Annotated in this window: 24 protein-coding genes; 9 read left to right on the forward strand and 15 right to left on the reverse strand. The window is 63.2% G+C overall.

Going from position 1 to position 25802, the window contains the following annotated elements; genetic code table 11:
* Positions 1–10: 10 nt before the first annotated feature.
* The 4 genes from Q9451_RS24715 to Q9451_RS24730 all read right to left on the reverse strand — a co-directional run bounded on the left by Q9451_RS24715 (position 11) and on the right by Q9451_RS24730 (position 4988).
* The gene (locus tag Q9451_RS24715) at positions 11–1159 is read right to left on the reverse strand and encodes a DUF1120 domain-containing protein (RefSeq protein ID WP_012270822.1); all 1149 of its coding nucleotides are present in this window, start codon (positions 1157–1159) and stop codon (positions 11–13) included.
* Positions 1125–3476, reverse strand: a complete 2352-nt coding sequence (locus Q9451_RS24720) for a fimbria/pilus outer membrane usher protein (protein ID WP_012270821.1) — start codon at positions 3474–3476, stop codon at positions 1125–1127. Before Q9451_RS24720 ends, Q9451_RS24715 begins: the two co-directional genes overlap by 35 nt.
* Positions 3477–3520: 44 nt before the next feature.
* The gene (locus Q9451_RS24725) at positions 3521–4195 is read right to left on the reverse strand and encodes a fimbria/pilus chaperone family protein (RefSeq protein ID WP_231118579.1); all 675 of its coding nucleotides are present in this window, start codon (positions 4193–4195) and stop codon (positions 3521–3523) included.
* A 145-nt stretch (positions 4196–4340) separates the two neighbouring features.
* Positions 4341–4988 (reverse strand): DUF1120 domain-containing protein, encoded by a 648-nt coding sequence (locus Q9451_RS24730; protein ID WP_012270819.1) that lies wholly within the window; start codon positions 4986–4988, stop codon positions 4341–4343.
* Positions 4989–5194: 206 nt separating this feature from the next.
* Here Q9451_RS24730 and dapE point away from each other — a divergent pair, with 206 nt between their 5' ends.
* From dapE to Q9451_RS24745, 3 genes are read left to right on the forward strand one after another with little or no spacing between them, the layout of a single operon-like run.
* Positions 5195–6346 (forward strand): succinyl-diaminopimelate desuccinylase, encoded by a 1152-nt coding sequence (dapE, locus tag Q9451_RS24735; RefSeq protein ID WP_012270818.1) that lies wholly within the window; start codon positions 5195–5197, stop codon positions 6344–6346.
* Positions 6346–7158 carry a putative RNA methyltransferase gene (locus Q9451_RS24740; RefSeq protein WP_012270817.1) on the forward strand — a complete coding sequence of 271 codons (813 nt, stop codon included), beginning with the start codon at positions 6346–6348 and terminating at the stop codon, positions 7156–7158. The genes dapE and Q9451_RS24740 overlap by 1 nt, the downstream gene beginning before the upstream one ends.
* Positions 7159–7176: 18 nt before the next feature.
* Positions 7177–7554 (forward strand): hypothetical protein, encoded by a 378-nt coding sequence (locus Q9451_RS24745; protein WP_012270816.1) that lies wholly within the window; start codon positions 7177–7179, stop codon positions 7552–7554.
* A gap of 64 nt (positions 7555–7618) precedes the next feature.
* On the opposite strand, the gene Q9451_RS24750 is transcribed toward Q9451_RS24745, so the two are convergent.
* Complete coding sequence (locus tag Q9451_RS24750) at positions 7619–7828, reverse strand: cold-shock protein (protein ID WP_003252255.1); 210 nt, start codon at positions 7826–7828, stop codon at positions 7619–7621.
* 233 nt (positions 7829–8061) lie between these two features.
* Between Q9451_RS24750 and plsB the strand changes: the two genes are divergently transcribed.
* From plsB to Q9451_RS24765, 3 genes are all read left to right on the forward strand, one after another.
* Positions 8062–10548 (forward strand): glycerol-3-phosphate 1-O-acyltransferase PlsB, encoded by a 2487-nt coding sequence (plsB, locus tag Q9451_RS24755; RefSeq protein ID WP_345960800.1) that lies wholly within the window; start codon positions 8062–8064, stop codon positions 10546–10548.
* A gap of 76 nt (positions 10549–10624) precedes the next feature.
* The gene (locus tag Q9451_RS24760) at positions 10625–11023 is read left to right on the forward strand and encodes a YbaY family lipoprotein (RefSeq protein ID WP_012270814.1); all 399 of its coding nucleotides are present in this window, start codon (positions 10625–10627) and stop codon (positions 11021–11023) included.
* Between the two features lie 33 nt (positions 11024–11056).
* Positions 11057–11746 (forward strand): DUF4197 domain-containing protein, encoded by a 690-nt coding sequence (locus tag Q9451_RS24765; protein ID WP_012270813.1) that lies wholly within the window; start codon positions 11057–11059, stop codon positions 11744–11746.
* Positions 11747–11782: 36 nt separating this feature from the next.
* Here the strand turns inward: Q9451_RS24765 and Q9451_RS24770 are convergent, their stop codons facing one another.
* Positions 11783–14848: an efflux RND transporter permease subunit gene (locus Q9451_RS24770; protein WP_012270812.1), complete on the reverse strand. Its 3066-nt coding sequence runs from the start codon at positions 14846–14848 to the stop codon at positions 11783–11785.
* A gap of 6 nt (positions 14849–14854) precedes the next feature.
* Positions 14855–15955, reverse strand: a complete 1101-nt coding sequence (locus Q9451_RS24775; RefSeq protein ID WP_012270811.1) for an efflux RND transporter periplasmic adaptor subunit — start codon at positions 15953–15955, stop codon at positions 14855–14857.
* 283 nt (positions 15956–16238) lie between these two features.
* On the opposite strand from Q9451_RS24775, the gene Q9451_RS24780 reads away from it, so the two are divergent.
* The gene (locus Q9451_RS24780; protein WP_012270810.1) at positions 16239–17480 is read left to right on the forward strand and encodes an acyl-CoA dehydrogenase family protein; all 1242 of its coding nucleotides are present in this window, start codon (positions 16239–16241) and stop codon (positions 17478–17480) included.
* 36 nt (positions 17481–17516) lie between these two features.
* Here the strand turns inward: Q9451_RS24780 and Q9451_RS24785 are convergent, their stop codons facing one another.
* Complete coding sequence (locus Q9451_RS24785) at positions 17517–18902, reverse strand: LLM class flavin-dependent oxidoreductase (protein WP_012270809.1); 1386 nt, start codon at positions 18900–18902, stop codon at positions 17517–17519.
* Positions 18903–19139: 237 nt separating this feature from the next.
* On the opposite strand from Q9451_RS24785, the gene Q9451_RS24790 reads away from it, so the two are divergent.
* A complete protein-coding gene (locus tag Q9451_RS24790; protein WP_012270808.1) occupies positions 19140–19781 on the forward strand; it encodes a TetR/AcrR family transcriptional regulator in 642 nt (213 codons plus the stop codon).
* Between the two features lie 232 nt (positions 19782–20013).
* On the opposite strand, the gene Q9451_RS24795 is transcribed toward Q9451_RS24790, so the two are convergent.
* On the reverse strand, positions 20014–20790 hold the full coding sequence (locus Q9451_RS24795; RefSeq protein WP_012270807.1) for a class I SAM-dependent methyltransferase: 777 nt from the start codon (positions 20788–20790) through the stop codon (positions 20014–20016).
* Between the two features lie 103 nt (positions 20791–20893).
* On the opposite strand from Q9451_RS24795, the gene Q9451_RS24800 reads away from it, so the two are divergent.
* Positions 20894–21514: a hypothetical protein gene (locus tag Q9451_RS24800; RefSeq protein WP_012270806.1), complete on the forward strand. Its 621-nt coding sequence runs from the start codon at positions 20894–20896 to the stop codon at positions 21512–21514.
* Positions 21515–21516: 2 nt separating this feature from the next.
* Here the strand turns inward: Q9451_RS24800 and Q9451_RS24805 are convergent, their stop codons facing one another.
* From Q9451_RS24805 to adk, 6 genes are all read right to left on the reverse strand, one after another.
* Positions 21517–22206 (reverse strand): extensin family protein, encoded by a 690-nt coding sequence (locus Q9451_RS24805; protein ID WP_012270805.1) that lies wholly within the window; start codon positions 22204–22206, stop codon positions 21517–21519.
* Positions 22206–23036 (reverse strand): isocitrate lyase/phosphoenolpyruvate mutase family protein, encoded by an 831-nt coding sequence (locus tag Q9451_RS24810; RefSeq protein ID WP_012270804.1) that lies wholly within the window; start codon positions 23034–23036, stop codon positions 22206–22208. Before Q9451_RS24810 ends, Q9451_RS24805 begins: the two co-directional genes overlap by 1 nt.
* Before the next feature lie 28 nt (positions 23037–23064).
* The gene (locus Q9451_RS24815) at positions 23065–23934 is read right to left on the reverse strand and encodes a DUF72 domain-containing protein (RefSeq protein ID WP_012270803.1); all 870 of its coding nucleotides are present in this window, start codon (positions 23932–23934) and stop codon (positions 23065–23067) included.
* Positions 23935–23937: 3 nt separating this feature from the next.
* Positions 23938–24228, reverse strand: coding sequence for a hypothetical protein (locus Q9451_RS24820; protein WP_012270802.1), 291 nt, complete (start codon positions 24226–24228; stop codon positions 23938–23940).
* 131 nt (positions 24229–24359) lie between these two features.
* Positions 24360–25034 carry a tRNA (adenosine(37)-N6)-threonylcarbamoyltransferase complex dimerization subunit type 1 TsaB gene (gene tsaB / locus Q9451_RS24825; protein WP_012270801.1) on the reverse strand — a complete coding sequence of 225 codons (675 nt, stop codon included), beginning with the start codon at positions 25032–25034 and terminating at the stop codon, positions 24360–24362.
* A 91-nt stretch (positions 25035–25125) separates the two neighbouring features.
* Positions 25126–25776 (reverse strand): adenylate kinase, encoded by a 651-nt coding sequence (gene adk / locus Q9451_RS24830; RefSeq protein WP_012270800.1) that lies wholly within the window; start codon positions 25774–25776, stop codon positions 25126–25128.
* Positions 25777–25802: the final 26 nt, after the last annotated feature.

A 25802-nucleotide genomic window follows, 5' to 3' on the forward strand; every position in this document is an offset into this window, starting at 1 on the left:
CAGCTCATCCTCACAGATAGATGAGCTCCAGCGTGGCCGCCCCATCGATGAGCGTCTCGTCACGCAGGTCGAGCTGGCGCATAGGCGCAACATACAGCTCGACCATCAGCATAGCGTCGAGCTGCCTGATCAAGGTAGGCCCGGCAGCAGTGCGTTCGCTGGCCGCGAACCCGTGCAGGCGATTGTCGGTGTGAAGGAACGCTGTTCGTGGGGTTGGCTCCCAGCCAGCACCACCTTGAGAGGAATACAGGGGTTGCAATGCAAGCCCATCGCCTACCACCGCACCGTCGAACCGCAACGACCACGCCAGGCTGTCGCTGGCCTTTTTACCCGCGCCAAACAAGACAGAACGTGCAAGGCCTTGCACATGGGCGAACGTTCCTGACTGGCGGTTGTCAATCGCGCGAAGGGCAAACCGAGTGGGGCTGTCACAAGTCACCGCGGCGGACAAAGACCGTCGCAAGGTACTGGTTTTACTGGCAGACAACTCCCCGGTCGCGATCACGCCAAAATCCACGAGGCCGTCATTGCCCAGATGCAATTTACACGCTGCGGGTACAACATTGGCTTGCAGTGCCAGGCTCACGGCAGCATCGTCGACAGCCATCATGCCACTTGCCTGCAGCTCGGCCGTGCTCGACAGATCCGACGTTGCGTCGAGCCATGCATCAACGGTCAGGCGAGCCGTGAAGGTTGTGCCTTGAAGGGGTACATTGGCCTCTAGTGGCGCGAGCTGCATTGCTGGCAACCAGTGAACCTTGTCGCCCTTCATCTGCCAGGGGCTGCGCGCGCTTGCTGCTCCCAAGGCCACCGGACGGCCATCGAGCCGCGCATCAGAAAGCAGCAGTGAATACTGCCCTCGCTCAGCAAAACCGAAAACATCGCCATTGATGCCATCAGCCAGATAGCTGAGGACCATATCGGTATCTCTGGAACACTGGACTGTCATCTGCAGGTGCCGCTCTCCCAGTAGGTAGCGATTGCCTTGTTTCTGCAACTGGGTCTTGTTGACCTTGCCGTAATCGATCTGGGGCTGGCCGAGCGTAATCTGACAACCCTGTGCGGCCGCAGCACAGCTCATGCCCATCAACAGCAAGGCCAGGCACAGCTGTCTGCACACGCATTCAGATCGCATGGCAGCGTGCGGTGGTCGTTTCATAATATTGCTCCGGGTCCGGGCTGTCGCTGAGGGTGAACTCAAGGGCACAACCAGAGCCGTCTGGCGAGGTCACGTGGTAGCGCTCTTCCTCTTGGAAGTCATGCAGGAATATCAAGCCTCCGGCCTGCACCATGGTCACGAAGCTTCCGTTGGCATCCACTACCATGGAACTGTCCGCCAAGGGCGGCCCGTCGCCCTGCAAAGTCTGCAACAGCACGCGCCTGGTCCGCTCGACGATGAAACTCAATTGGGAAACCGCGCCTCGACCTGCCCGTACGATGCCAAGGCTGTTGGCCAGATCGACACTGCGCGGCAGGCTTCGGGGCTGCACCTGCACTCGATTGTCTGCGTAGGGGGTAATCCGTGAGGCAATGGCTCGGCCTTGGCGATCGGTCCATACGGGGCCGCTGGGCGTATCGACCTTCACCCCGTGAAGATCACCCACTTCGATGAGCGCGAAAGTATCCTGAATGGAATAAGGTGCTAGCGTGATGCCCTGTGCATGCCCAAGGGCCCCACCGCGCAGGTTGGCTGCCAGGGTTCGTGCAGAATCGCCAGTCTTTGAGTAATCCAGCTGCACCTGGCTGAAGGGGGCCAGCCAGGAAACCCCCACACTGGGTAGCAGCGCCGGATCATGGCTATCGTGACTGCCACTCAGGCGATAACCTAACGTATCGCTGACCTGTTCTCGCAGGTTGAATGAAGAACGGTAGTGGTCACCTGAAGCTCGGGTCGAGGCACCAAGACGACGATTGGTGCCCAATGGCACGCTAGCGCTCATGTAAAGAAGACGCCCTCGATCATCTGCTCCTCTGAGGCTCCATTCCACACCAGCATTCAATGACACCTGCCCCAACGTCGCTCCCCAGCGCAGGTTTGCCTGGCTGCTGGTCTGGCCATTACGCGTGCGCGATTGGCCGCCCCCGACACTGAAGTTGCCCAGCCCAGTGCCCTGCCATGACAGGCCGACGCTGAAAAAATCGCGCAAGCCCTCCAAGCGACCTGACGGCTCAAGCGCCTGCTGGAGGTCCTGATAACTTTGGCTCTGCAGCCCATAGGTCAAGCCCGCTCCCCATCCGCCGGCAAACTGCTGGTTCAGGGTCATCTGGCTTTGCATCCCCCTCTCCTGATGCAACGGCTGCGAGTAGCCCAGCGACCATTGCATCTGAGCCTGCGTCCACGGCTGAGCACCGAGCGCGAACCCGGTAGCCTGATAGCTGTCGGTCGCAATTAGCCCTCCCCCCACTTCCAAGCCATCAAGCACACTCCCGCTCCACCCGGCGCTAAGCACCCAAGGTGACGCGGCGCGACTGTGGCGAAGTTGACCAATGCCGAACTGGTATCCTCCTGACAACCCCGCCGCCATCGGCGAGGCAGGCAAGGTCAGGCGACGCTCCTCACCGTCCGCTTCATGGATAACCATTTCCAGTTCAGCAAAGGCATCGACTGGCGCAGGGCTATCAATGGAAAACGGGCCTGGCGGCACGACGGTGGCATACACCAGGCGGTTGCGCTGGTAGATCTCCACCCTCGCTTGGGACTTGGCGATGCCTTGAACCACGCGACGTTGTTGTAGATGGCCCAACGCCTGCTCGGAAAACAGCTGAAAACCGTCAACCGAAACGCCGCTCAGCACGGGGTTACCCATCTGGATCTGACCGACCTGCAGGACAGTCGCCTGATCGGCGAACGTTCGCTGGGCGTAGGCTTCCAGTGCGTTGAGCCGACTTGCCTGTTGCCCCAGACTGGCAATCTGACGGCTGCGCACGATCCAGTCCCCCAGGTTCAAACCCGGCTCGGTAAGGGCAGTCCAGGATCTGCTGCTGCCGTCCTTGAAACGCGTATCGAGCATCGACACGTCGTAGTTGAACATTGCAGCGAACCCACCTGAGTCATAAGCCGAAAGGTCATCACCTGCGGCGGCCGGGCGCAGGGCTTGCGCAGGCACCACCATGGTCACACTGGCGGACTGAGGGTCTGCCTGTATCTGACTCTGTGGGTAGCTTGACAGCAAGTCGATGCAGGAGCCCTGGCTTTCGCTCGCCGCAGCCGTCGGCAACCGAATCCCACCCGCCTCGAGCAGGCCAGTGTCAATGCACAAGCTGCCGTCGTTCAGAAAGCGTGCCTGTACCGTTCCTGATCGTGAGCCGTTTATAGTCAGGCTCACGATGTGATTGCCTGGGGTGAAGCGCGGCATGTCACGAAAGTAGGCCGCAAGCTCCTCACTCAAACCCCGTTGACGCAGGAGTTCGAGATCGAATGTCAGGCCATCGCTGGCTCTGCACTCAAGAAATAGAAAGGCCCAAGGGAGCGCCATCAGACATTGCCAGTTCGCTGTTCGGCTGCTCTTGGCCCGCCCATTCAATTGCCGCCCCTGAGTAACGGCGCTTCAAATTCATCGACGGCAAAGCCGTACACTGTGGCCGGGAACAGCCTGACACTTTGCGGGGCCTGTGGGGCTGGCGATTCCAGGCGAACCTCAAGCGACTCGCCAGGCAAAATGTAGGCGCGTGGCAAGTAGCCTTGCGCATTCGCAGGCATCAACCTCACTTCCTGCGCCAGCCTAACCACATAGGGCGTCGGGTTATCAACCTGTAAACCTTGCGTGCCGTAGCGCCACTGCAAGCCCTCCCAGGGCGAGCGGTTGGGGGCCAGGCCCTTGGGGTGAATGATGACCGGCAGGTTCTGCCTTACACTGACCCCCACCCTGGCAATACGCTTACCGGCCACTTCCTGCTGTGGCACGCCTTCGAATACAACCCGCTTCAACCGCTGGGTGTGCAGAGGCGCGGTTGCACGCAGCATGAACCTCACCTGCTGCTGCTCGCCGGCCTCGACACGCCAGGCGGGCTGGGTGAGGAACAACAGGGGCTCCTCATCCTCCGGCAGGTTCTGCAGGGTTACCAGTAACAGCGCTGGGGCTGGATCATCATTTCGCACCGTGATCGTTGCCTCGCCTTCGGCTTCATTGACGATCACCACGGAAGTTTCCGGGACCATGCCGGCGGCCTGGGCGCCGCTGATCGACAGCAGCATGCAGCCAGCACTCAACAGCAATTGCTTCAATTTGCTCATGCTCGACTCGATACAAGACAGGCTCGCTGCCCGAAAGGCAGCGAGCGAGGGAAGGGACCGAGCCCGCGCTTGCCATCGTAGCGACAAGCGCGCGCTCGGTGCGCCCTTAGAGGTAGGACACCTCGATGGTCGAAGCACCATCGATGGTGATGTCGTCGGTGACCGTCAGGTTCTTGAGCGCGGAGATGCTCATGTCGACCTGCAGGTCAGCGGTCAACTGCTTGATGGCAGTAGGTATCTGCGCGTCTACCGCAAAGCCGTGAAAGTGGCCCTCCTTACCGTTGTACAGGCTGAAATTAATTGAGTTGCTGTCCGGCGCCCAGGATTTGCCGCTGTCGGCCGTAATCAGACGAGTCACTGAACTGTTCCCGTCGACGACAACAGAGCTTCCAATCCCTTGCAGGAAATAAGCCCCAATACGCTGATCGAGATCATTGGTACCCAGGCCGAACGTAACGTTGGAAGGCAACATATTGCTGTCTGCCCGACCATCAACGCCCCGCAAGGCGAACCGAGTTGGCGCACCACAGTTCACGGCAAGCTGCTGGGGCTGCGATTTGAACCGGGTCACGCGATCCTCTCTGAGCTCGGCAGCCGTGATGACACCAAAGTCGAACGTTCCGCCTCCGCTGAGCGACGGCGTGCATGCACTTGGCTTGATCACTCCGCTGACGATGACATCTGTAGTATTGGCGAACACGGCTGTACTGCATCCCAGTGCCATACCCATGGCAATCCACTGCTTGATATTCATAGCGCTCTTCTACCTTTCGATACGAGTTGGTTGACCCTCTAGGGGCCGATGCAACCTACCCCCACCCGCACTGCGTATTCAGCGTGAAATACCTCCCCTCAAGGCAAGCGTTCTGTTGCGATCAATCGACACCACACGCTTCACACATAGGTTTTGCTTTAAACTACCGCTCCTTGCCTGCCTTGCCCTGCTTTCGGAGATTTACCATGACGGCGCCTGCCGAGCTCTCGCCTACCCTTCAACTGGCCTGCGACCTGATCCGCCGTCCCTCGGTCACCCCCGTCGACGCCGACTGCCAGGCGCAGATGATGAACCGCCTGGGCGCCGTGGGCTTCGAGCTGGAACCAATGCGCATTGAAGACGTCGACAACTTCTGGGCCACCCACGGCAGCCAGGACGGCCCGGTTCTGTGTTTCGCCGGCCACACCGACGTAGTGCCCACCGGCCCGGTGCAGCAATGGCAGCATGAACCGTTCGAAGCACTGATCGACGCCGACGGCATGCTCTGCGGCCGAGGCGCCGCCGACATGAAGGGCAGCCTGGCATCCATGGTGATCGCCAGCGAGCGCTTCGTGCAGGACTACCCCAACCACCGCGGCAAGGTCGCGTTCCTGATCACCAGCGACGAAGAAGGCCCGGCCCACCACGGCACCAAGGCAGTGGTCGAGCGCCTGAAAGCGCGTAACGAGCGCCTGGACTGGTGCATTGTCGGCGAACCGTCCAGCACTACCCTGCTGGGTGATGTGGTGAAAAACGGCCGCCGTGGCTCGCTGGGCGCCAAACTGACCGTGCGCGGCAAGCAGGGCCATGTGGCTTACCCGCACCTGGCACGCAACCCGATCCACCTCGCCGCCCCGGCGCTGGCAGAACTGGCCGCCGAGCACTGGGATGAAGGCAACGCATTCTTCCCACCCACCAGCTTCCAGATCTCCAACCTCAATTCCGGTACCGGCGCTACCAACGTGGTCCCGGGCGAGCTGACCGCGCTGTTCAACTTCCGCTTCTCCACCGAGTCCACCGTCGAAGGCCTGCAGGCGCGGGTGTCGGCGATTCTCGACAAGCATGAACTGGACTGGTCGATCGACTGGGCACTGTCGGGCCTGCCATTCCTCACCGAACCGGGCGAACTGCTCGACGCGGTAGCGTCCAGCATCAAGGGCGTCACCGGGCGCGACACTCAGCCGTCCACCAGCGGTGGCACTTCCGATGGTCGCTTCATCGCCACCATGGGTACCCAGGTGGTCGAACTGGGCCCGGTCAATGCCACCATTCACCAGGTGGACGAGCGGATCCTGGCCAGCGACCTCGACCTGCTGACCGAGATCTACTACCAGACCCTGGTCCGGTTGCTCGCCTGATGCTCGCCTGCCCTCTTTGCCAGGCGCCCCTGGCGCAAGTCGACAACGGTGTGGCGTGCCCGGCAGGCCACCGCTTCGACCGCGCCCGCCAGGGTTACCTGAACCTGCTGCCGGTGCAGCACAAGAACAGCCGCGACCCAGGTGACAACCAGGCTATGGTCGAGGCCCGCCGCGACTTCCTCGACGGTGGCCACTACGCGCCGGTCGCCCGTCGCCTGGCCGAGCTGGCTGCCGAGCGTCAACCTGGCGCCTGGCTGGACATTGGCTGCGGCGAGGGTTACTACACCGCGCAGCTCGCCCAGGCCCTGCCGGCCGCCGACGGTTATGCACTGGACATTTCCCGCGAAGCGGTCAAGCGTGCCTGCCGCCGTGCACCGGAAGTCACCTGGATGGTCGCCAGCATGGCCCGTGTGCCGCTGGCCGACGCCAGCTGCCAGTTCATCGCCAGTGTGTTCAGCCCGCTGGACTGGGCCGAGGCCAAGCGCCTGCTCAGCCCTGGCGGTGGGCTGATGCGGGTCGGACCGACCAGCGGCCACCTGATGGAACTGCGCGAAGTGCTCTACGATGAAGTGCGCCCTTACGCCGACGACAAACACCTGGCCTTGATCCCTGAAGGCATGGCCCATGCCCACAGCGAAACCCTCGAGTTCCGCCTGAGCCTGGCTGCGCCCAAGGCCCGCGCCGACCTGCTGGCCATGACCCCGCACGGCTGGCGCGCCAGCGCCGAAAAACGTGCCCGGGTGATCGACCAGCCCGAGCCGTTCGAAGTTACGGTTTCCATGCGTTATGACTATTTCGTGCGCCAAGACTGAGCACACCCGGAGCCCTTTATGCGCCAACCTGATATCGAGATCTACCTGAAGGACGCCGACGTCGACCACAAGCAGATTGCCGAGTGGCTCACCCAGGCAATCGGCCCGTGCAGCGAATGGCAGCAGAAAGGCCATACCTTCAAATGTCGGGCCGGTAACATTCCGGTCACCTGGTTACCCAAGGCTGTAGGGAAATGGAACAGCCTTTACTTGGAAAGCGACCAGACGCCGTGGGCTGATGACGTGGCCTGCGCCCACGCCGCATTCGCCGCACTCGGTGTGGAAGTACGCTGCGCGCCGGGTGGCTGGGTCGAGGAAGACGGGGAAGAAGATGCCGACCGCTGGGTCCGCATCAGTGCCGATGGTGAAGAGGAAATCACCTGGCGTACCAGCTGAAACAGGTTGCTTCAGGCTGCAAGTTACACGGTCAACTTGCAGCTTGAGGCCTACCGCAAAAGGCTCAGAGGCCCACTACGTCTTCGGCTTGCAGGCCTTTCTGGCCCTGCACGCAGGCGTATTCCACCCGCTGCCCTTCGACCAGGGTACGATGCCCCTCACCGCGGATCGCCCGATAGTGGACGAATACATCCGCACCACCTTCGCGCTGAATGAAGCCATAACCCTTGGCATCGTTGAACCACTTTACATTCCCAGTCTCACGAGACGACATCTGAACTACTCCGGTTTTTTATTGTGAAGATCGCCTTGCAGGCATGAGGCGACCTGCCCCGTGCCAACGCCGCTTGCTGAAATATCCTGCAAGTGGCAGGCCGAGTATATGACACAGAACAAAAAAAATTGATGACGGTCCCGCAGTTGGCCGATTTTTGCTGAACTTACGCCGATACGGCAGACTAAATAGCTGGATACTCACCTGAAAATCACACCCAGGGCACACACCCCATGACCCGTTCCCCCCTGCACCGCCTGATCTTCGGCGGCCTGCGTCGCCTGTTGTACCTGTGGGTGCGCTCCGAGACCATCAACCAGTCTTCCATGACCCTCAACCTCGACCGCAGCCGGCCAGTGTTCTATGCCCTGCCCTCGCCGTCGCTCACCGACCTGGCCGTGCTCGACCACGAATGCACCAAGGCGGGGCTGCCGCGCCCGGTGCTGCCGGTAGCCGTCGGCCCACTGCAAGAGCCGGCCGCGTTCTTCTACCTGACCCCCGACCCGGACTGGCTCGGGCGCCAGGACAAAAGTGGTGCCCCGCCTACGCTTGAGCGCCTGGTGGCGGCGGTCAGCCAGCATGCCGAAGAAGATGCGCAGATCATTCCAGTCAGCGTGTTCTGGGGGCAGACCCCGGCCAGCGAATCCAGCCCATGGAAGCTGCTGTTCGCCGACAGCTGGGCGGTGACCGGGCGCCTGCGCCGGCTGCTGACCGTACTGATTCTGGGGCGCAAGACTCGGGTGCAGTTCTCCGCGCCGATCCACCTGCGTGAACTGGTGCAGCACAACAAAGGCCACGCGCGCACCGTGCGCATGGCCCAGCGCCTGATGCGCGTGCATTTTCGCAACCTCAAGACTGCCGTCATCGGCCCGGACATCTCGCACCGGCGCAACCTGGTCAAGGGGTTGGTTCACGCGCCACTGGTGCGCCAGGCCATCGCCGACGAGGCCCAGCGAGAAAACCTGCCGCTTGCCAAGGCCGAAGCCCAGGCACTGCGCTACGGCAACGAAATCGCCTCGGACTACACCTACACCGTCATACGCTTTCTCGAAGTGGTACTCAGCTGGTTCTGGAACAAGATCTACGACGGCATCAAGGTCAACCACATCGAACAGGTTCAGGGCATAGCCCCCGGCCACGAAGTGATCTACGTGCCGTGCCACCGCAGCCACATCGATTACCTGCTGCTGTCGTACCTGCTGTTCCGCAACGGCCTCACCCCGCCGCACGTGGCTGCGGGCATCAACCTCAACATGCCAGTGGTGGGCAACCTGCTGCGCCGCGGTGGCGCGTTCTTCATGCGCCGCACCTTCAAGGGCAACCCGCTTTACACGGCGGTGTTCAACGAGTACCTGCACACCCTGTACACCAAGGGCTTCCCGGTCGAGTACTTCGTCGAAGGCGGCCGCTCGCGTACCGGGCGCATGCTGCAGCCGCGCACCGGGATGCTGGCCATTACCCTGCGCAGCTTCCTGCGTTCGTCACGTACGCCAATCGTGTTCGTGCCGGTGTACATCGGCTACGAGCGCGTGCTCGAAGGCCGCACCTACCTGGGCGAACTGCGCGGCGCCAGCAAGAAGAAAGAATCGGTGCTCGACATCTTCAAGGTGTTCGGTGCACTCAAGCAGCGCTTTGGCCAGGTCTACGTCAACTTCGGCGAACCGATCCGCCTGGCCGGTTTCCTCGACCAGCAGCAGCCCGGCTGGCGCGAACAGGATCACGGCCCGCAGTACCGCCCGGATTGGCTCAACGCCACCACCACCCGCCTGGGTGAAACCGTGGCCCGTCACCTCAACGAGGCGGCCGCCATCAACCCGGTCAACCTGGTGGCCCTGGCTTTGCTGTCCACCAGCCGCCTGGCCCTGGACGAGCGCGCCCTGCCCCGCGTGCTCGACCTGTACCTGGCCCTGCTGCGCCAGGTGCCCTACTCGCCGCACACCACCTTGCCCGATGGCGACGGCCAGGCGCTGATCGAACACGTGCGCAGCATGAACCTGGTGGCTGAGCAGAAGGACGCCCTGGGCCGCATCCTCTTCCTGGATGAAGGCAATGCGGTACTGATGACCTATTACCGCAACAACGTGCTGCACATCTTCGCCCTGCCGGCGCTGCTGGCCAGCTTCTTCCTCAGCAGCTCGCGCATGAGCCGCGAACTGCTGGGCCAGTATGTGCACGCGCTTTACCCCTACCTGCAGGCCGAGCTGTTCCTGCGCTGGGCGCCGGAGCAGCTGGACGAGGTCATCGACCAATGGCTGGCCGCGCTGGTCGAGCAAGGCCTGCTACGCCAGGAGAACGACGTGTACGTACGCCCGGCGCCAAGCTCGCGGCAGTTCGTGCTACTAACCCTGCTCGCCCGCACTATCACCCAGACCCTGCAGCGCTTCTACATGGCCACTTCGCTGCTGATCAACAGCGGGCAGAACAGCCTCAGCGCCGAAGCGCTGGAAGACCTGTGCGTGATGATGGCCCAGCGCCTGTCGATTTTGCATGGCTTGAACGCCCCGGAATTCTTCGACAAGACGCTGTTCCGCCACTTCATCCAGACCCTGCTGCAGCAAGGCGTGCTGCACACCGACACACAAGGCAAGCTGGGGTATCACGACAAGCTCGGCGAGCTGGCCGAGGGCGTGGCCAAGCGTGTGCTGTCGGCCGAATTGCGCCTGTCGATCCGCCAGGTGGCCCTGCACCGTGACGACGGGCTGGAATCTTCGACCATCTGAGGCTTTATCCGTCGGGAAAATCCGCTACAGTCCCTGGGGTTGGCCACAAGCCAACGCCAAGGACTTCGGAGATACCATGAAAAAGCTCTTTATGCTGTGTTGCGCATCCCTGCTCGCAGCCTGTTCCAGCCAAACCCCATCCAACCAGGCCAGCCTGGACGGTGAAGTCTTCTACCTGCAGCGTATCGCCCTGCCACCTGCCGCCACCCTGAGCGTGGAACTGCAGGACGTGTCGCTGATGGACGCACCCGCCGTAACCCTGGCCCGCCAGGCCGGCCCGGTCAAAGGCAACGTACCGTTGCCGTTCCACCTCACCTACGACCCGGCCCAGGTCAAACCTGGCCACCGCTACGCGGTAAGCGCGCGCATCGAGCTGGATGGAAAGCTGCTGTTCATCAATACCGAACACCATGGTGTCGCGCTCGACGGCAGTGACCCACAATCGGTACGTATCAAAGTCGACCCGATTCGCTGATACCCGTATTCATCCGTTTACAAGGAAAGCTTCATGATCCGCACTTCCCTGCGCTTCACTACCCTGTGCGCCGGCCTGCTGCTGTCGGCCAGCGCCCTGGCCTTGTCGCTGGGCGACCTGAGCCAGAAAGACGCCACTGGCGGCCTGAAAGATACCCTGACCCAAGGCGCACAGCTCGCCGTCAAGCAGTTGAGCACCCCAGGTGGCTTCAGCAACAACCCCGACGTGCGCATCGAATTGCCTGGCAACCTGGGCAAAGCGGCCAAGGCCATGAAGATGTTCGGCAAAGGTGAACAGGTCGATGCCCTTGAAGCCAGCATGAACAAGGCCGCCGAAGCCGCCGTGCCGCAGGCCCAGGCGATTTTGGTGGATGCCGTGAAGAACATGAGCGTGACCGATGCCAAGGGCATTCTCAGCGGTGGTGACGACTCGGCCACCCAGTACCTGAACAAGAGCAGCCGCGAGCAGATCCGCGCCAAGTTCCTGCCAATCGTCAAGCAGGCGACCGACAAGGTCGGCCTGGCCCAGCAGTACAACAACTTTGCCGGGCAGGCGGTGGCACTGGGCGTGGTCGACGCCAAGAGCGCCAGCATTGAGAACTACGTGACCGAAAAGGCGCTGGATGGCCTGTTCGAGATGATTGGCAAGCAGGAGCAGAGCATTCGCCAGAACCCGGCGCAGGCGGCTACCAGCCTGGCCAAGAAGGTCTTCGGCGCCCTGTGACGGCCCAGGGGGAGGGCTATGCCCTCCCCCGCGCCTTCAGCCCTTTTTCACCCTGAACCACGCCGCATACAACGCCGGCAGGAACAACAGCGTCAGCACCGTGGCCACGATCAAACCGCCCATGATCGCCACCGCCATCGGCCCGTAGAACACACTGCGCGACAACGGGATCATCGCCAGCACCGCCGCCAACGCGGTCAGCACGATTGGCCGGAAGCGCCGCACCGTGGCCTCGATGATCGCCTGCCAACGCTCCATCCCCGCCGCGATGTCCTGCTCGATCTGGTCCACCAGGATCACCGAGTTGCGCATGATCATCCCCGCCAGGGCAATGGTGCCGAGCATGGCGACAAAGCCGAACGGCTGGCGGAACACCAGCAGGAACAGGGTCACGCCAATCAGCCCCAGCGGCGCGGTGAGGAACACCATCACCGTGCGCGAGAAGCTGCGCAACTGGATCATCAGCAGGCTTAGCACCACCACCACGAACAACGGCATGCCGGCGTTCACCGACTTCTGCCCACGCTCGGCGTCTTCAACCGTGCCACCCACTTCCAGCAGGTAACCATCGGGCAGCTTGGCACGGATGTCCTGCAGGGTCGGCAGAATCTGTTTCACCAGTGTGGCCGGCTGCTCCTTGTCGTAGATATCGGCGCGCACGGTCACCGTCGGCAAGCGGTTGCGGTGCCAGATAATGCCTTCTTCAAAGCCGTACTGCAGGGTCGCTACCTGCGACAGGGCCACGCTCTGGCCGTTGTCGGTGGGCAGCGCCAGGCTGCCGAGGTTGCCCAGTTCGCTGCGTTCCTGCAGGGTGCCGCGCAGCAGGATCTCGATCAGCTCATTGTCCTCGCGGTACTGACTGACCGTGCTGCCGATCAGCGAACTCTGCAGGAAGCTCGCCAGGTGCGCGGTACTCACGCCCAGGGCGCGGGCACGGTCCTGGTCGATTTCAAGGAACACGGCCTTGCTCGGCTCCTCCCAATCCAGATGCACGTTCACCACATGCGGGTTCTCACGCACCTTGTCAGCCACTTCCCTGGCCAAGGCACGGGCCTTCTCGATGTGTTCGCCGGTGACCCGGAACTGCACTGGGTAGCCCACGGGTGGGCCGTTTTCCAGGCGCGTGACCCGGGCACGCAAGTCTGGGAACTGCTGGTCCACGGTGTCGATCAGCCAGCTGCGCAGGCGCTCGCGGTCTTCCATCGACTTGGCCAGCACCACGAACTGGGCAAAGCTGGCTGCCGGCAGTTGCTGGTCCAGCGGCAGGTAGAAGCGCGGTGAACCGGTGCCCACATAGGCCACATAATTGTCGATGCCGTCCTGCTGCTTGAGCAGCGCCTCCAACTGCTTGACCCGCTCTGCGGTATTGGCCAGCGAAGCGCCTTCGGCCAGCTTCAGGTCAACCATCAACTCCGGGCGCCCGGATGCCGGGAAAAACTGCTGGGGCACAAAGCGGAACAGCACGATGCTGCCGACAAAGGCGGCAACGGTCAGCAGAATCACCGTCTTGCGCCGCCGTACACACCACTCCACCACCCGCCGCACACGCTGGTAGAACGGCGTGGCGTAAGGGTCTGGCGCGTGGCCGTCCTTGCCGTGGCGCGCGGCATGCAGCTTGGCCAGGTCTGGCAGCAGGCGCTCGCCCAGGTACGGCACGAACACCACGGCCGCCACCCACGAGGCCAGCAACGCAATAGTGACCACCTGGAAGATCGACCGGGTGTATTCGCCGGTGCTGGAGGCCGCCGTGGCAATCGGCAGAAAACCTGCCGCCGTGATCAGGGTGCCGGTGAGCATCGGGAAGGCCGTGCTGGTCCAGGCATAACTGGCCGCTTTAAGGCGGTCGTAGCCCTGCTCCATCTTGATCGCCATCATCTCCACGGCAATGATCGCATCGTCCACCAGCAGGCCCAGGGCCAGCACCAGCGCACCGAGGGAGATCTTGTGCAGGCCGATGCCAAAGTAATGCATGGCGGCAAAGGTCATGGCCAGCACCAGCGGGATGGCCAGCGCCACCACCAGGCCGGTGCGCAGGCCCAGCGAGAAGAAACTCACCAGCAGCACGATGACCAGCGCCTCGGCCAACACCTGGACGAACTCCCCCACGCCGGCCTTCACCGCCGCCGGCTGGTCCGAGACCTTGCGCAGCTCCATACCGGCCGGCAGGTTGTGCGCCAGGCGTTCGAACTCACCTTCCAGGGCCTTGCCCAGTACCAGGATATCGCCGCCGTCTTTCATCGACACCGCCAGGCCAATGGCATCCTCGCCCATGAAGCGCATGCGCGGCGCGGGCGGGTCGTTGAAGCCACGGTGCACCTCGGCCACATCGCCGATGCGGAAGGTGCGGTCACCCACGCGAATAGGGAACTGGCGGATCTGCTCGACGCTGTCGAATCGCCCGCTCACGCGCAGCTGCAGGCGCTCGCTGGGCGTCTCGAAGAAGCCGGCGGTGCTCACCGCGTTCTGCTCTTGCAACGCCTTCTGCACGGCTTCCAGCGGCACGCCCAAGGTGGCCAGCTTGAGGTTGGACAGCTCGATCCAGACTTTCTCGTCCTGCAGGCCGATCAGCTCGACCTTGCCCACGTCCTTGACCCGTTGCAGCTGGATCTGGATACGGTCGGCGTAGTCCTTGAGCACCGCATAGTCGAAGCCCTCGCCAGTCAACGCATAGATATTGCCGAAGGTGGTGCCGAATTCATCGTTGAAGAACGGGCCCTGGATTTCCGGCGGCAAGGTGTGGCGGATGTCCGCGACCTTCTTGCGGATCTGGTACCACAGCTCGGGGATGTCCTTGGAATGCAACGAGTCGCGGGCCATGAAGGTGACCTGCGATTCGCCGGGGCGGGAGAACGAGACAATCTTCTCGTACTCGCCGGTTTCCATCAGCTTCTTCTCAATACGCTCGGTCACCTGGCGCGACACTTCTTCGGCGGTGGCGCCGGGCCACAGGGTGCGAATGACCATGGCCTTGAAGGTGAACGGCGGATCCTCGCTCTGGCCGAGCTTGGTGTAGGACATGGCGCCAATGGCCGCCAGCAAAATCATCAGGAACAGGACGATCTGGCGGTTGCGCAGCGCCCAGGCAGAAAGGTTGAAACCCATCGGGACTTACTCCTTGGCCGTCAGGTTCACTACACGGTTGCTGCGGTCCACAGGCCGTACCGCCTGGCCCTCGCGCAGTACATGGCCACCGGCGGCAACCACCCAGTCGCCGGGGGCAAGGCCCTCGAGCACCGGTACGCTGTCGCTGCCGTAGGCGCCCAAGCGCACCACTGCCCGCTCCAGGCGGCTGTCCTTGTTCACCCGCCACACGTAGGCCTGGCCGTTTTCCGCCGTCACAGCCGACAGCGGTACCGCCAGCGGGATCTGGCCTTCATGGGCAATGAACACCCGGGCGCTCTGGCCCAGCTCGGCCGGTGTGGCCGCCGTGGCAAAGGCGATACGCGCCGCGAAGGTGCGCGAACGCGGGTCGGCAGCCGGTGACAGCTCGCGGATGCGCCCCTGGAAACGCTCCTGCGGGTGCGACCACAGCTCCACGCTTACCGGTTGGCCCACGGCAAAGCGGGCGAACTGCTGCTCCGGCAGGCCGATGGCCACTTCCCGCTCGCCATCGGCGGCGAGGGTGAACACGGTCTGCCCGGCGGCGACCACCTGGCCCACTTCAACCTGGCGCTTGGCAATCACCCCGGCCTGTGGCGCACGCAGCACGGCGTACTCGGCCTGGTTGCCGGCCACGTCGAACTCGGCCTTGGCCTGCTTCAAGCGGGCAAGGCCTGCACGGTAGAGGTTTTCGGCATTGTCGTACTGCGAGTGGCTGACCATCTGCCGCTCCAGCAGCTTCTGGTAGCGGTCGCGCTCGGCACGCACCAGCGACAGGTTGGCCTCGGCGGCCGCCATCTGGGCGCGGTTGGCTTCCAATTGCAAGCGCACGTCTTGCGGGTCCAGTTCGGCCAGCGGCTGGTCGGCCTTGACCCGCTGGCCCTCTTCGACCAAGCGCTTGCTGACCTTGCCGCCAATGCGGAAAGCCAGCTCCGGCTCGAAGCGCGCACGCACTTCACCGGGGTAACTGTCGGCAGCGGCTGCGGCCGGCTGCGGCTGCACCACCAGCGCCGGGCGGGGCGCGGCAGGTGGGGCGGCTTCCTGGCCGCACGCCGCCAGAAACAGCACGGCGGCGGCGGGCAAGGCGATGGACAAGGCATGGCGCAACATGATGAATCCTTTCGCGGTGGGCACTTCGAATATTTGTACTGGCGGGTATATTAAGTCAGCCGAGCGATGGCGTGAAGCCAGCGTTACAAAGAAATCCTGGCGCTTTTCCAACCGCTACCCGCTGTTGTTCGGCCCACAGCCAATCAACAACTTGCCCTGTCCCGCCACAGCCCGCAAACTGCGAAACACGCCGCAAACCCCGGCCCCCGTGCGTTTCAGCGCTCGGCACGACCTGTGCAATCACCGGGTACATACCCCTCCTTCATGTACCTGGAGTATTCCGATGACTGCCCTCGAACAACACCTGCCCGTCCCCGCCAACGGCACCGACTACGCCACGCTTGCCGCACGCTTCAGGCCCATCTTCACCCGCATTGCCGATAGCAGCGTGGAGCGCGAGCGCAACCGTACCTTGCCCCATGCACCTATCCAGTGGCTGAAGGAGGCCGGCTTTGGCGCCGTGCGCGTGCCGATCAAGCATGGCGGTGGCGGGGCATCCTTGCCGCAGTTGTTCCAGTTGCTGATCGAGCTGGCCGAAGCCGACTCCAACGTGCCCCAGGCCCTGCGCGGCCATTTCGCCTTCGTCGAAGACCGCCTCAATGCCCACGCCAGCGCACCGCAGGATGTCTGGTTCCAGCGTTTTGTCGCCGGTGACCTGGTGGGTTGTGCCTGGACCGAGATCGGCGCAGTGAAGATTGGCGATGTCATCACCCGCGTTTCGCGCCTGGGTGAGCAGTGGGTAGTCAACGGCACCAAGTACTACAGCACTGGCAGCCTGTTCTCCGACTGGATCGACCTGTTCGCCCGGCGCGAGGACACCGGCGCCGATGTAATCGCTGCCATCCGCACTCAGCAGCCCGGTATCCGCCAGAACGATGATTGGGACGGCTTCGGCCAGCGCACCACCGGCAGCGGTACTTCGGTGTTTGAAAATGCCGTGGTCGAGGAAGAGAACATCATCGATTTCGCCACCCGTTTCAAATACCAGACCGCGTTCTACCAACTGGTGCTGCTGGCGGTGATCACCGGCTCCGGGCGTGCAGCCGTGCGCGACTTCGGCCAGGAAACCAGCAAGCGCACACGGGTATTCAGCCATGGCAACGGTGCTGCCGTCAGCCAGGACCCACAGGTGCTGCAAGTGATCGGCAAGGCCTCGGGCCAGGTGTATGCCGCCGAAGCTGCGACCCTGCGTGCCGCCGAGGCCATCCAGCAGGCCTACCTGGCACGCTTCGCCAATGATTCGGCCGCTGAGCAGCAGGCCAATGTGGTTGCCGAGCTGGAATCGGCCCAGGCGCAAGTGGCCACCATCGATCTGGTACTGCGCGCCACCAGCGACCTGTTCAATGCCTTGGGCGCTTCCACCACCAGCACCAGCCGCCAGCTCGACCGCCACTGGCGCAACGCCCGCACGGCGGCTTCACACAACCCGGTGATCTACAAGGAGCGGATTATCGGCGACTGGCAGGTGAACGGTACCGAACCACCGTATGTATGGCAGATTGGTGGGGGTGCCAAGCAGTCCTGAGTCATCGACTGGGGCTGCTGCGCAGCCCCGGGTATTTCAGACAGGTTCGGCTTGACGGGCAAGGTCGCGGTAGCCAGCGGCCGGGTGGCTGGCCGGCAGCCGTGGGCCGTCGCCGAACAGTTTCTCGCGCAGGGTGCCGGGGCGGTACTCGGTCTTGTAGGCGCCACGTTGCTGCAGCTCGGGCACCAGCAGCTCGACCACATCGCGGAAGGTTTCGTGGGCCAGGGCATAGGTCAGGTTGAAGCCATCGACATCGGTTTCTTCGACCCAGGCCTGCAGTTCATCCGCCACAGTTTGCGCACTGCCGACGATCAGCGGGCCAAAGCCGCCAATGCCGACCCAGTCGGCCAGTTCCTGCACCGTCCACTGCTTGTTCGGGTCGGCGGTGGAAAACGCCTCCACAGCCGATTGGATGGCATTGGTGTGGATATGCTCCAGCACCTGATCGGGCTGGTACTCGCTGAAGTCGATGCCGGTCCAGCCTGAAATCAGCGCCAGGGCGCCTTCGTAGCTGGCGTAGCTTTTCAACTCCTGCCATTTGGCTTGGGCCTTGGCGTCGGTTTCGTCGACTATCACCGTCTGCATGTTGAAGATCAGCACCTTGCGCGGATCGCGCCCTGCCTCGGCGGCCCGGCGACGAATGTCGGCCACGGTCTTTTTCAGGATGACCTTGGAGGGCGCGGCGACGAACACGCACTCGGCGTGGCCCGCGGCGAAGTTTTTACCACGGCTGGACGCCCCTGCCTGATACAGCACGGGAGTGCGTTGCGGGGACGGTTCGCACAGGTGTATGCCCGGAACCTGGAAGTGCTTGCCCTGATGACGGATCTCGTGGACTTTGCGCGGGTCGGTGAACAGGCCGGTCTCGCGGTCGCGCACCACCGCACCGTCCTCCCAGCTGCCCTCGAACAGCTTGTACAGCACCTCCAGGTACTCGTCGGCGTAGTCGTAGCGAGCATCATGGTCGCTCAGCGCCTTCTGTCCCAGGTTGCGTGCACCGCTGTCGAGGTAAGACGTGACGATGTTCCAGCCGATGCGGCCCTTGGTCAGGTGATCCAGGGTCGATAACCGACGGGCGAACGGGTACGGGTGCTCGAAGGTGAGCGAGGCGGTCAGGCCGAAACCAAGGTGCTCGGTCACCAGTGCCATCGGGGTGATCAGGGCCAAGGGGTCGTTCACCGGCACCTGGGCCGCCTGACGGATGGCCGCGTCGCCATTGCCGCCCAGCACATCGTAGATGCCGATCACGTCGGCGATGAACACACCGTCGAACTTGCCGCGTTCCAGCAGCTTGGCCAGGTCGGTCCAGTAGTCCAGGTCCTTGTATTGCCAAGCGCGGTCCTTGGGGTGGCGCCACAGGCCGGGCGACTGATGGCCGACACAGTTCATCTCGAAGGCGTTCAAACGAATTTCACGTGGCATGGGGACTCCTGTTCAATAGGCTCGGCACCCTTGTCAGGCACCCTTGATGCTCTATCAACACGATTCATGCCAACAAAATAATGCTTATAAATCAGTAATTTATTTAAAAACACAACAACCTGGTGCCTGAACGACGACATCACTGTCGATCAACTGTCGGCTGGCGGACAGCAGGCAATGTGACCGGGTTTTAGCCGGATCGCGCTTGACCCGTTAAGATGGTGATTCTTCAACCAGATGCAGACCACAATGTCCAACGACGCACCCATCGGCCCGGGCCGGCCCAAGGACCTGGCCAAGCGCGAGGCGATTCTCGAAGCGGCCAAGACGCTGTTCCTCAGCCTTGGCTACGCCAACACCAGCATGGATGCGGTCGCTGCGGCGGCAGGTGTTTCAAAACTTACCGTGTACAGCCACTTCACCGACAAGCAGACCCTGTTCTGCTCGGCGGTCATGGCCACCTGCCAGATCCAGCTGCCAGACCTGCTGTTCGAGTACCCCGAGGGGGCACCGGTGGACGAAGTGCTGCTGACCATTGCCCGTGGCTTCCAGGCGCTGATCAGCAGTGACGAGGCGGTCAAGCTCAGCCGCCTGATCATGGCCCAGGGCAGCCTGGACCCGAGTTTTGGCGAGTACTTCTACGAAGCCGGACCCAAGCGTGTGCTGGCCGGGATGGAAGCGCTGCTGCGCGGCGCACATGAGCGCGGGCTGCTGCGCGTCGACAACCCGTTGCGAGCGGCGGAGCACTTTTTCTGCCTGGTCAAGGGTGCCCCGGATTACCGCTTGCTACTGGGGTGCGCAGCACCACTGGAAGGGGATGAAGCCGAGGCGCATGTGCGCGAGGTGGTAGGGGTGTTCTTGCGGGCATTCAAACCCTGAGGCAGCAGGCTGACTGTACTGAGCCTATCGCTGGCAAGCCGGCCCCCACAGGTAGAACGTAAAGCTGTCAGGCGATGCAATCACTGTAGGAGCGGCCTTGTGTCGCGAAAGGGCCGCAAAGCGGCCCCGGCAATTTTCGCGTGAGCGCCAAAATCCTGGGGCTGCGTTGCAGCCCTTTCGCGACACAAGGCCGCTCCTACAACGACCGCGCTTGCCGGTCAGATTTCAGGAATCAGGCTTTCAGCGCTTTCTTCGGGTAAATGTCATACCGGCTCGACTTGCCTTCCAGGCTATGGCTGGGCTTCGGCCCGTCGATGATCGGCGCCTTGCGCGGGCGCTTCACCACCACCCGGTGGCTGGCCAGCGCCAAGGCTGCTTCGAGCAGGGCCGGGGCATCCAGGTCATCACCCACCAACGGCCGGAATACGCGCATTTCTTTTTTCACCAGCGCACTCTTGTCCCGGTGCGGGAACATCGGGTCGAGGTAGATCACCTGTGGTGGCTCGCCTTCCCAGGCGCGCATGCGCTCGATGGCGTTGCCGGTCAGCAGGCGCATGCGCCCGACGATCGCCCCCACTTCTTCATCCGCGCGAGCCCGTGCCAGGCCATCCTCCAGCAGCGCGGCAATCAGCGGCTGGCGTTCGATCAGGGTCATCTGGCAGCCCAGGCTGGCCAGTACGAACGCGTCCTTGCCCAGCCCCGCCGTGGCGTCCAGCACTTGTGGCCGCACGCCTTGGGCAATGCCCACGGCCTTGGCGATCATTTGCCCGTTGCCACCGCCAAACTGGCGCCGGTGCGCGGCCTGGCCTTCAACGAAGTCCACCCGCACCGGCCCAGGCGCCTGGGGCCCCAACTGTTGAATCTGCAAGCCATCAGCGCCAACCTGCACGGCGAAATCAGCGGCCTCGTCGTGCAGCGGCAGCTCCAGGCGCTCAGCCCACGCAGCGGCTTGCGCCGCAAATTCAGCCGACAACGCCTCGACCCGGATACCTGTGCCCTGCTCTTCCATCACATACACCTGAAAATTGAACCCCGCCATTAATGTATCGGCCGTCACAGCCGATACAGGCAATATCCCGCTATTCTGCCAGAGCACAACGCGCGCGACTGCCATGTCAGATACTCTTCCCATCGGCTTGACCTATTTGTCGCCAGTCGGCAACTACAGTCAGCACAACACCCAGGCACTCGGGGGCGTCAGCCACCTGTGGCAGGATTTTTTTGCCCGGGCCATGGCCGAGCAACAGGAAGAGCCGGTAGACAGCGTCAGCCAGTCGTTCGCGCAATACGACCAGCACAGCGGCGAACCCGTCGGCGGTGCGCGTGCGCTGGCCATGATCGACGCCCAGCGCGCCTGCCCGGTGCAAGACACCGTGGTGGCACCACCCGAACCGCTGTTCCTGCCCAAGGCAGAGCTTGAAGCCAAGTTGCTGCCACCGGCCCCCGAGCCGTTCAGCGCCATCGAGCTGATCGAGCAGCAACGCCAGCTGGACATCAACAACAGCTGGCTGCGCCCCGTCGTGATGAACCAGGGCCAACCGCTTGCCGAGCCCGGCCCAGGCCCTGCTCCGCGCTCGCTGTTCCTGCCCATCGCCGAGTTCGAGACCAACCTGCTGGACCCAGCACCCGAGCCGTTCGACCATGCCACCCTGGCCAAGCAGCAGAACGACCTGGAGTTCGACATGCACTGGGCGCGCCCGGTGGTGCTGAACAATGTGCGCGTTCACGCCTGAGGCTAACGGCAGATCTGCCAGCGCCCCATGTCCATGTGATAGTGATTACGGTGCGCGGCGTTGTAGTCCGGGCCAAGCACCGTGCTGAAACTCTTGCAAGCCGCCTGCTGCACCTGACGCAAGAACTCCGCCCTCTGCCCACCCGCCTGCCAGTCACGCGCCAGCACGATGCGCTGACCGTCCTGCAAGCGGAAACCGCTTATATCCAGCGCATTGGCCGTCGCGTGCTGGCTCAAGCGGCCTTGCTTGCGGTGGTAGACATTGCGGCAGGCAAAGCTGCCCAGGTGATCGACTTGCGCCACGGGTTGGCCCAGTAACCGCTGCGCCACCGGTTGCAACCCATGCTTCTCGAACAGCGCATAGGCCACCGCCAACGGGCAACTGGCCAGGAAGCTGCTGCTGAGCCGCGCCTGGCCGCCGTCAATGCGCCAGATATTTTGCAGCGGGCAGTCGGCCGAAGCCTGACTGTCAGCTTGTGCCCGGTAGCGCAGTTGGCTGGTTTCAAGCGCTTGACGGCACAACGCCGGGTCATCGCGCAAGCGCGAAAGCTTGTACGGCGTCAGCAGGTTGGGCGGCTGGCGCACGTCCAGCGGCGCCCACGGGTTCCATGCGCCAGGCAGGCGCCAGCCGAGGTGCCAGGCCAGGCCCGCCAATAGCAGCAGGCCGGCCAACAGCGCCAGCACTGCCCTCATCAGCGGCGAAACAGGTCGTTGAGCTGAGCGAACGGCAGTGCCTGCTCACCATAGCCGAACGTGCCCTCATCACGAATTTCCAGCGCGGCCCGGTGCAAGGCCCCGAGTGCAGCACGGGCCAGCGACGAACCAACACTGATACGGCGCACCCCCAGGTCCTGCAACTGGTTCACGCTCAGCGGCACGCCCGCCATGCCCATCAGCACATTCACCGGGCGCGGTGCGACGGCTTGCACCACCGCGCGCACTTCTTCCACCGTGCGCAGGCCGGGGGCGTACAGCACATCGGCGCCGGCCTCGGCATAGGCTTGCAGACGCAGGATGGTGTCGTCCAGGTCCATGCGGCCGTGCAGCAGGTTTTCTGCCCTGGCGCACAAGGTGAACGGGAATGGCAGGCTACGCGCCGCCTGCACAGCGGCGCGCACACGCTCCACGGCCAACCCTAAATCGTAGATGGGCGCATCACTGCGGCCACTGGCATCTTCGATGGAGCCACCGACCAGGCCGACTTCGGCAGCACGCAGGATGGTCTGGGCACAGGTTTCAGGCAAGTCGCCAAAGCCGTTCTCCAGATCGGCGGCCACCGGCAACGCGGTGGCATCGACGATCTCGCCGGCATTGTCCAGGGTATCGTCCAGGCTCAAGGCGCCTTCGGCGTCTGGCCGACCCAGGCTGAAGGCCAGGCCCGCACTGGTGGTGGCCAGCGCTTCGAACCCCAGGCTGGCGAGCAACTTGGCAGAGCCGGCATCCCACGGGTTGGGGATGACGAACGCGCCTTCGCGCGCGTGTAGCGCCTTGAAAGCTTCGGCTCTCAGGGTTTGCACGTCCATGGTTCAACCTCCGGCAGTCAGGGAAAGGTCAGAGTAGCCCCAGTTGTTCGACCTCGGGCGCGCGGGGCAATTCCGGCAAAGGTGCAAGGCCCGGCAGGCGTGCCATCAGCCGCTGGTGAAAGCGCTGAGCCAAGGCGGCTGCCAAGCGGTTGTCCGATGTGTGCAGGAAGATGTACGGGTTGCGGCCCTCCTCGATCCAGCCAGCAACCTTGTCTACCCAGGGCGTAAGGAAGGTTTCGTTGGCCTGCAGTTCGGGATGGCCAATGAAGCGCACCTGCGGATGCTGGCTGAAGGCGGCCGGCCGTGGCGGCACCTTGGGCTTCTTGGACTGCGCATGCAGCACGGCAGGGTCGCGGGAGGTGCAACTGAACAGCGCACGCGGGTCAAGGCAGATACGTTCGACGCCACGTTCGTGCAGCAAGCGGTTGAGCAGCCGCTCTTCCTCCCCCTTGGCGAAAAAGGCCTGGTTGCGCACTTCCACCGCCACTGGCACGGCAATTTCATCGAGGAAGTGGCATAGCTCGCCCAGGCGTGCAGGGCCGAACTGAGCCGGAAGCTGCAGCCAGTAGGGCGATACGCGCTGGCCCAGCGGGGCCATCAGCCGGGTGAAATCGAAGGCAGGCTCAAGCTGATCGCGCAGGTCGCCCTCGTGGCTGACGTCCCTTGGAAACTTGGCGGTAAAGCGAAAGTGCGCGGGCATCACCTGCGCCCAGCGGGCAATGGTGCCGGGGGCGGGGCGTGCGTAGAAGGTGGTGTTGCCTTCGACGGCGTTGAACACCTGGCTGTAGAAGCCAAGCATTTCATTGCTGCTGGCGTCGGCGGGGTACAGGTAGTCGCGCCAGGCGTTTTCGCTCCATGACGGGCAACCGAGAAAGTAAGGCAGTGGGGATGGACTCATCCACTAAATGTACAGGTCGAGCCCCAGTACTTCCATGTCCCAGTCGTTAAAACCGGCGGTGCTCAGGTAGCTGGCCAGCGCGGTGGCAGTGCGGCGGTCACGGGCGCGGGGGAAGACCATGTCCTGCTGGCGGGCTGGCAGGCCACCGCTGCGGCGGCGGGCGGTGGCTTCCTGCGGGGCGGTTTCGGCCTCCTCGACCACCTCGGCATCGTCGATGGCCTCGTCACGCACCGCTGCCTTGCGCGGGGCGCGCTTGACCGGATAGGACTGCGAGGAGAAACCGTCGATACGCATGGCATGAGCACTCAGGACCAATGATGGCAATTTAGCAGCATCAGAGTTCCGTCGCTAATGCTTGAGTGATAACTGGACCACAGATCGCACAAAAGGTTTTAGCGTGATCGGCGATAACCGACGAACAGCACTCAGTGCTTCTTGGGCGTAGCTACATTATCGCGCAGATACACCGGTTGCGCCTGCTCGGCGACGATTGCCTCGCCACGTGCCCAGGCAAAGGTCGCCAGGCTGAGCACGTCCAGGGCATTGGGCAACGCGCCAGGGTTGCTGGCCGCCACCTGCACCGCCAGCCGCTCTGCGTAGCCCCACCCGGTGCCGGCACCGAACCACTCGCCATTGCTGCCCGCCGGCAGAGCCACCTGCTCAGGCGGCAATACCGCCTCACGGCCGACCAGGCGCATTTCGCCCGCCGTAGCCTGGTAGCAGCCCCAGTACACTTCATCCATGCGCGCATCAATGGCAGCCGCCACCTGCTGCACGCCCTGCTCGCGCAACGCACCCTGGGCCAGTGCGGCCAGGTTGGACACCGGCAGCACCGGGCGCTCGAGGGCAAAGGCCAGGCCCTGGACCACGCCGATGGCGATGCGCACACCGGTGAACGCACCTGGGCCACGGCCGAAGGCAATGGCATCCAACGCATTCAATGCCACGCCAGATTCGGCCAGCAGTTGCTTGATCATCGGCAGCAGCTTCTGGGCATGCATGCGCGGGATCACCTCGTAATGGCTGGTTACCTTGCCGTCATGCAGCAGCGCGACGGAACAGGCTTCGGTGGCGGTATCCAGGGCCAGCAGGGTGGTCATCGAACGGGTATCCAGGTGCGAATGAAAAGAGCGGCAGTATAAACGACAACGGCCCGCAAGCGGGCCGTTGTCGATGTGCGTCAATCCAGGATCAGCTCAGGGCTGCCAGGACCTTGGCAGTGATGGCGTCGACCGAACCGACACCTTCGATGTGGCTGTACTTCGGCTTGCCAGCATTGGCGGCCGACAGCTTCTGGTAGAAGTCCACCAGCGGCTTGGTCTGGGTGTGGTAGACCGACAGGCGATGGCGAACGGTTTCTTCCTTGTCGTCGTCGCGCTGGATCAGGTCTTCGCCAGTGACGTCGTCCTTGCCTTCCACTTTCGGCGGGTTGTACTGAATGTGGTAGGTGCGGCCCGAGGCCAGGTGCACACGGCGGCCAGCCATGCGGCCGACGATTTCTTCGTCATCCACGGCAATTTCGACCACGGCGTCGATGTCGACACCAGCAGCCACCATGGCTTCGGCTTGCGGGATGGTGCGTGGGAAGCCATCGAACAGGCAGCCGTTGGCGCAATCAGGCTGGGCGATGCGCTCCTTGACCAGGCTGATGATCAACTCGTCGGAAACCAGCTGGCCGGCATCCATGACTTTCTTCAGTTCCAGGCCCAGCGGGGTGCCGGCCTTGACGGCGGCACGCAGCATGTCACCGGTGGAGATCTGAGGGATACCGAACTTTTCGGTGATGAACTTTGCCTGAGTACCTTTACCGGCCCCGGGAGCTCCCAGCAGAATTACGCGCATCTCGTGCTCCTCAAATTTTTTTATGA

It is taken from the genome of Pseudomonas sp. NY8896 (genome assembly GCF_039634505.1).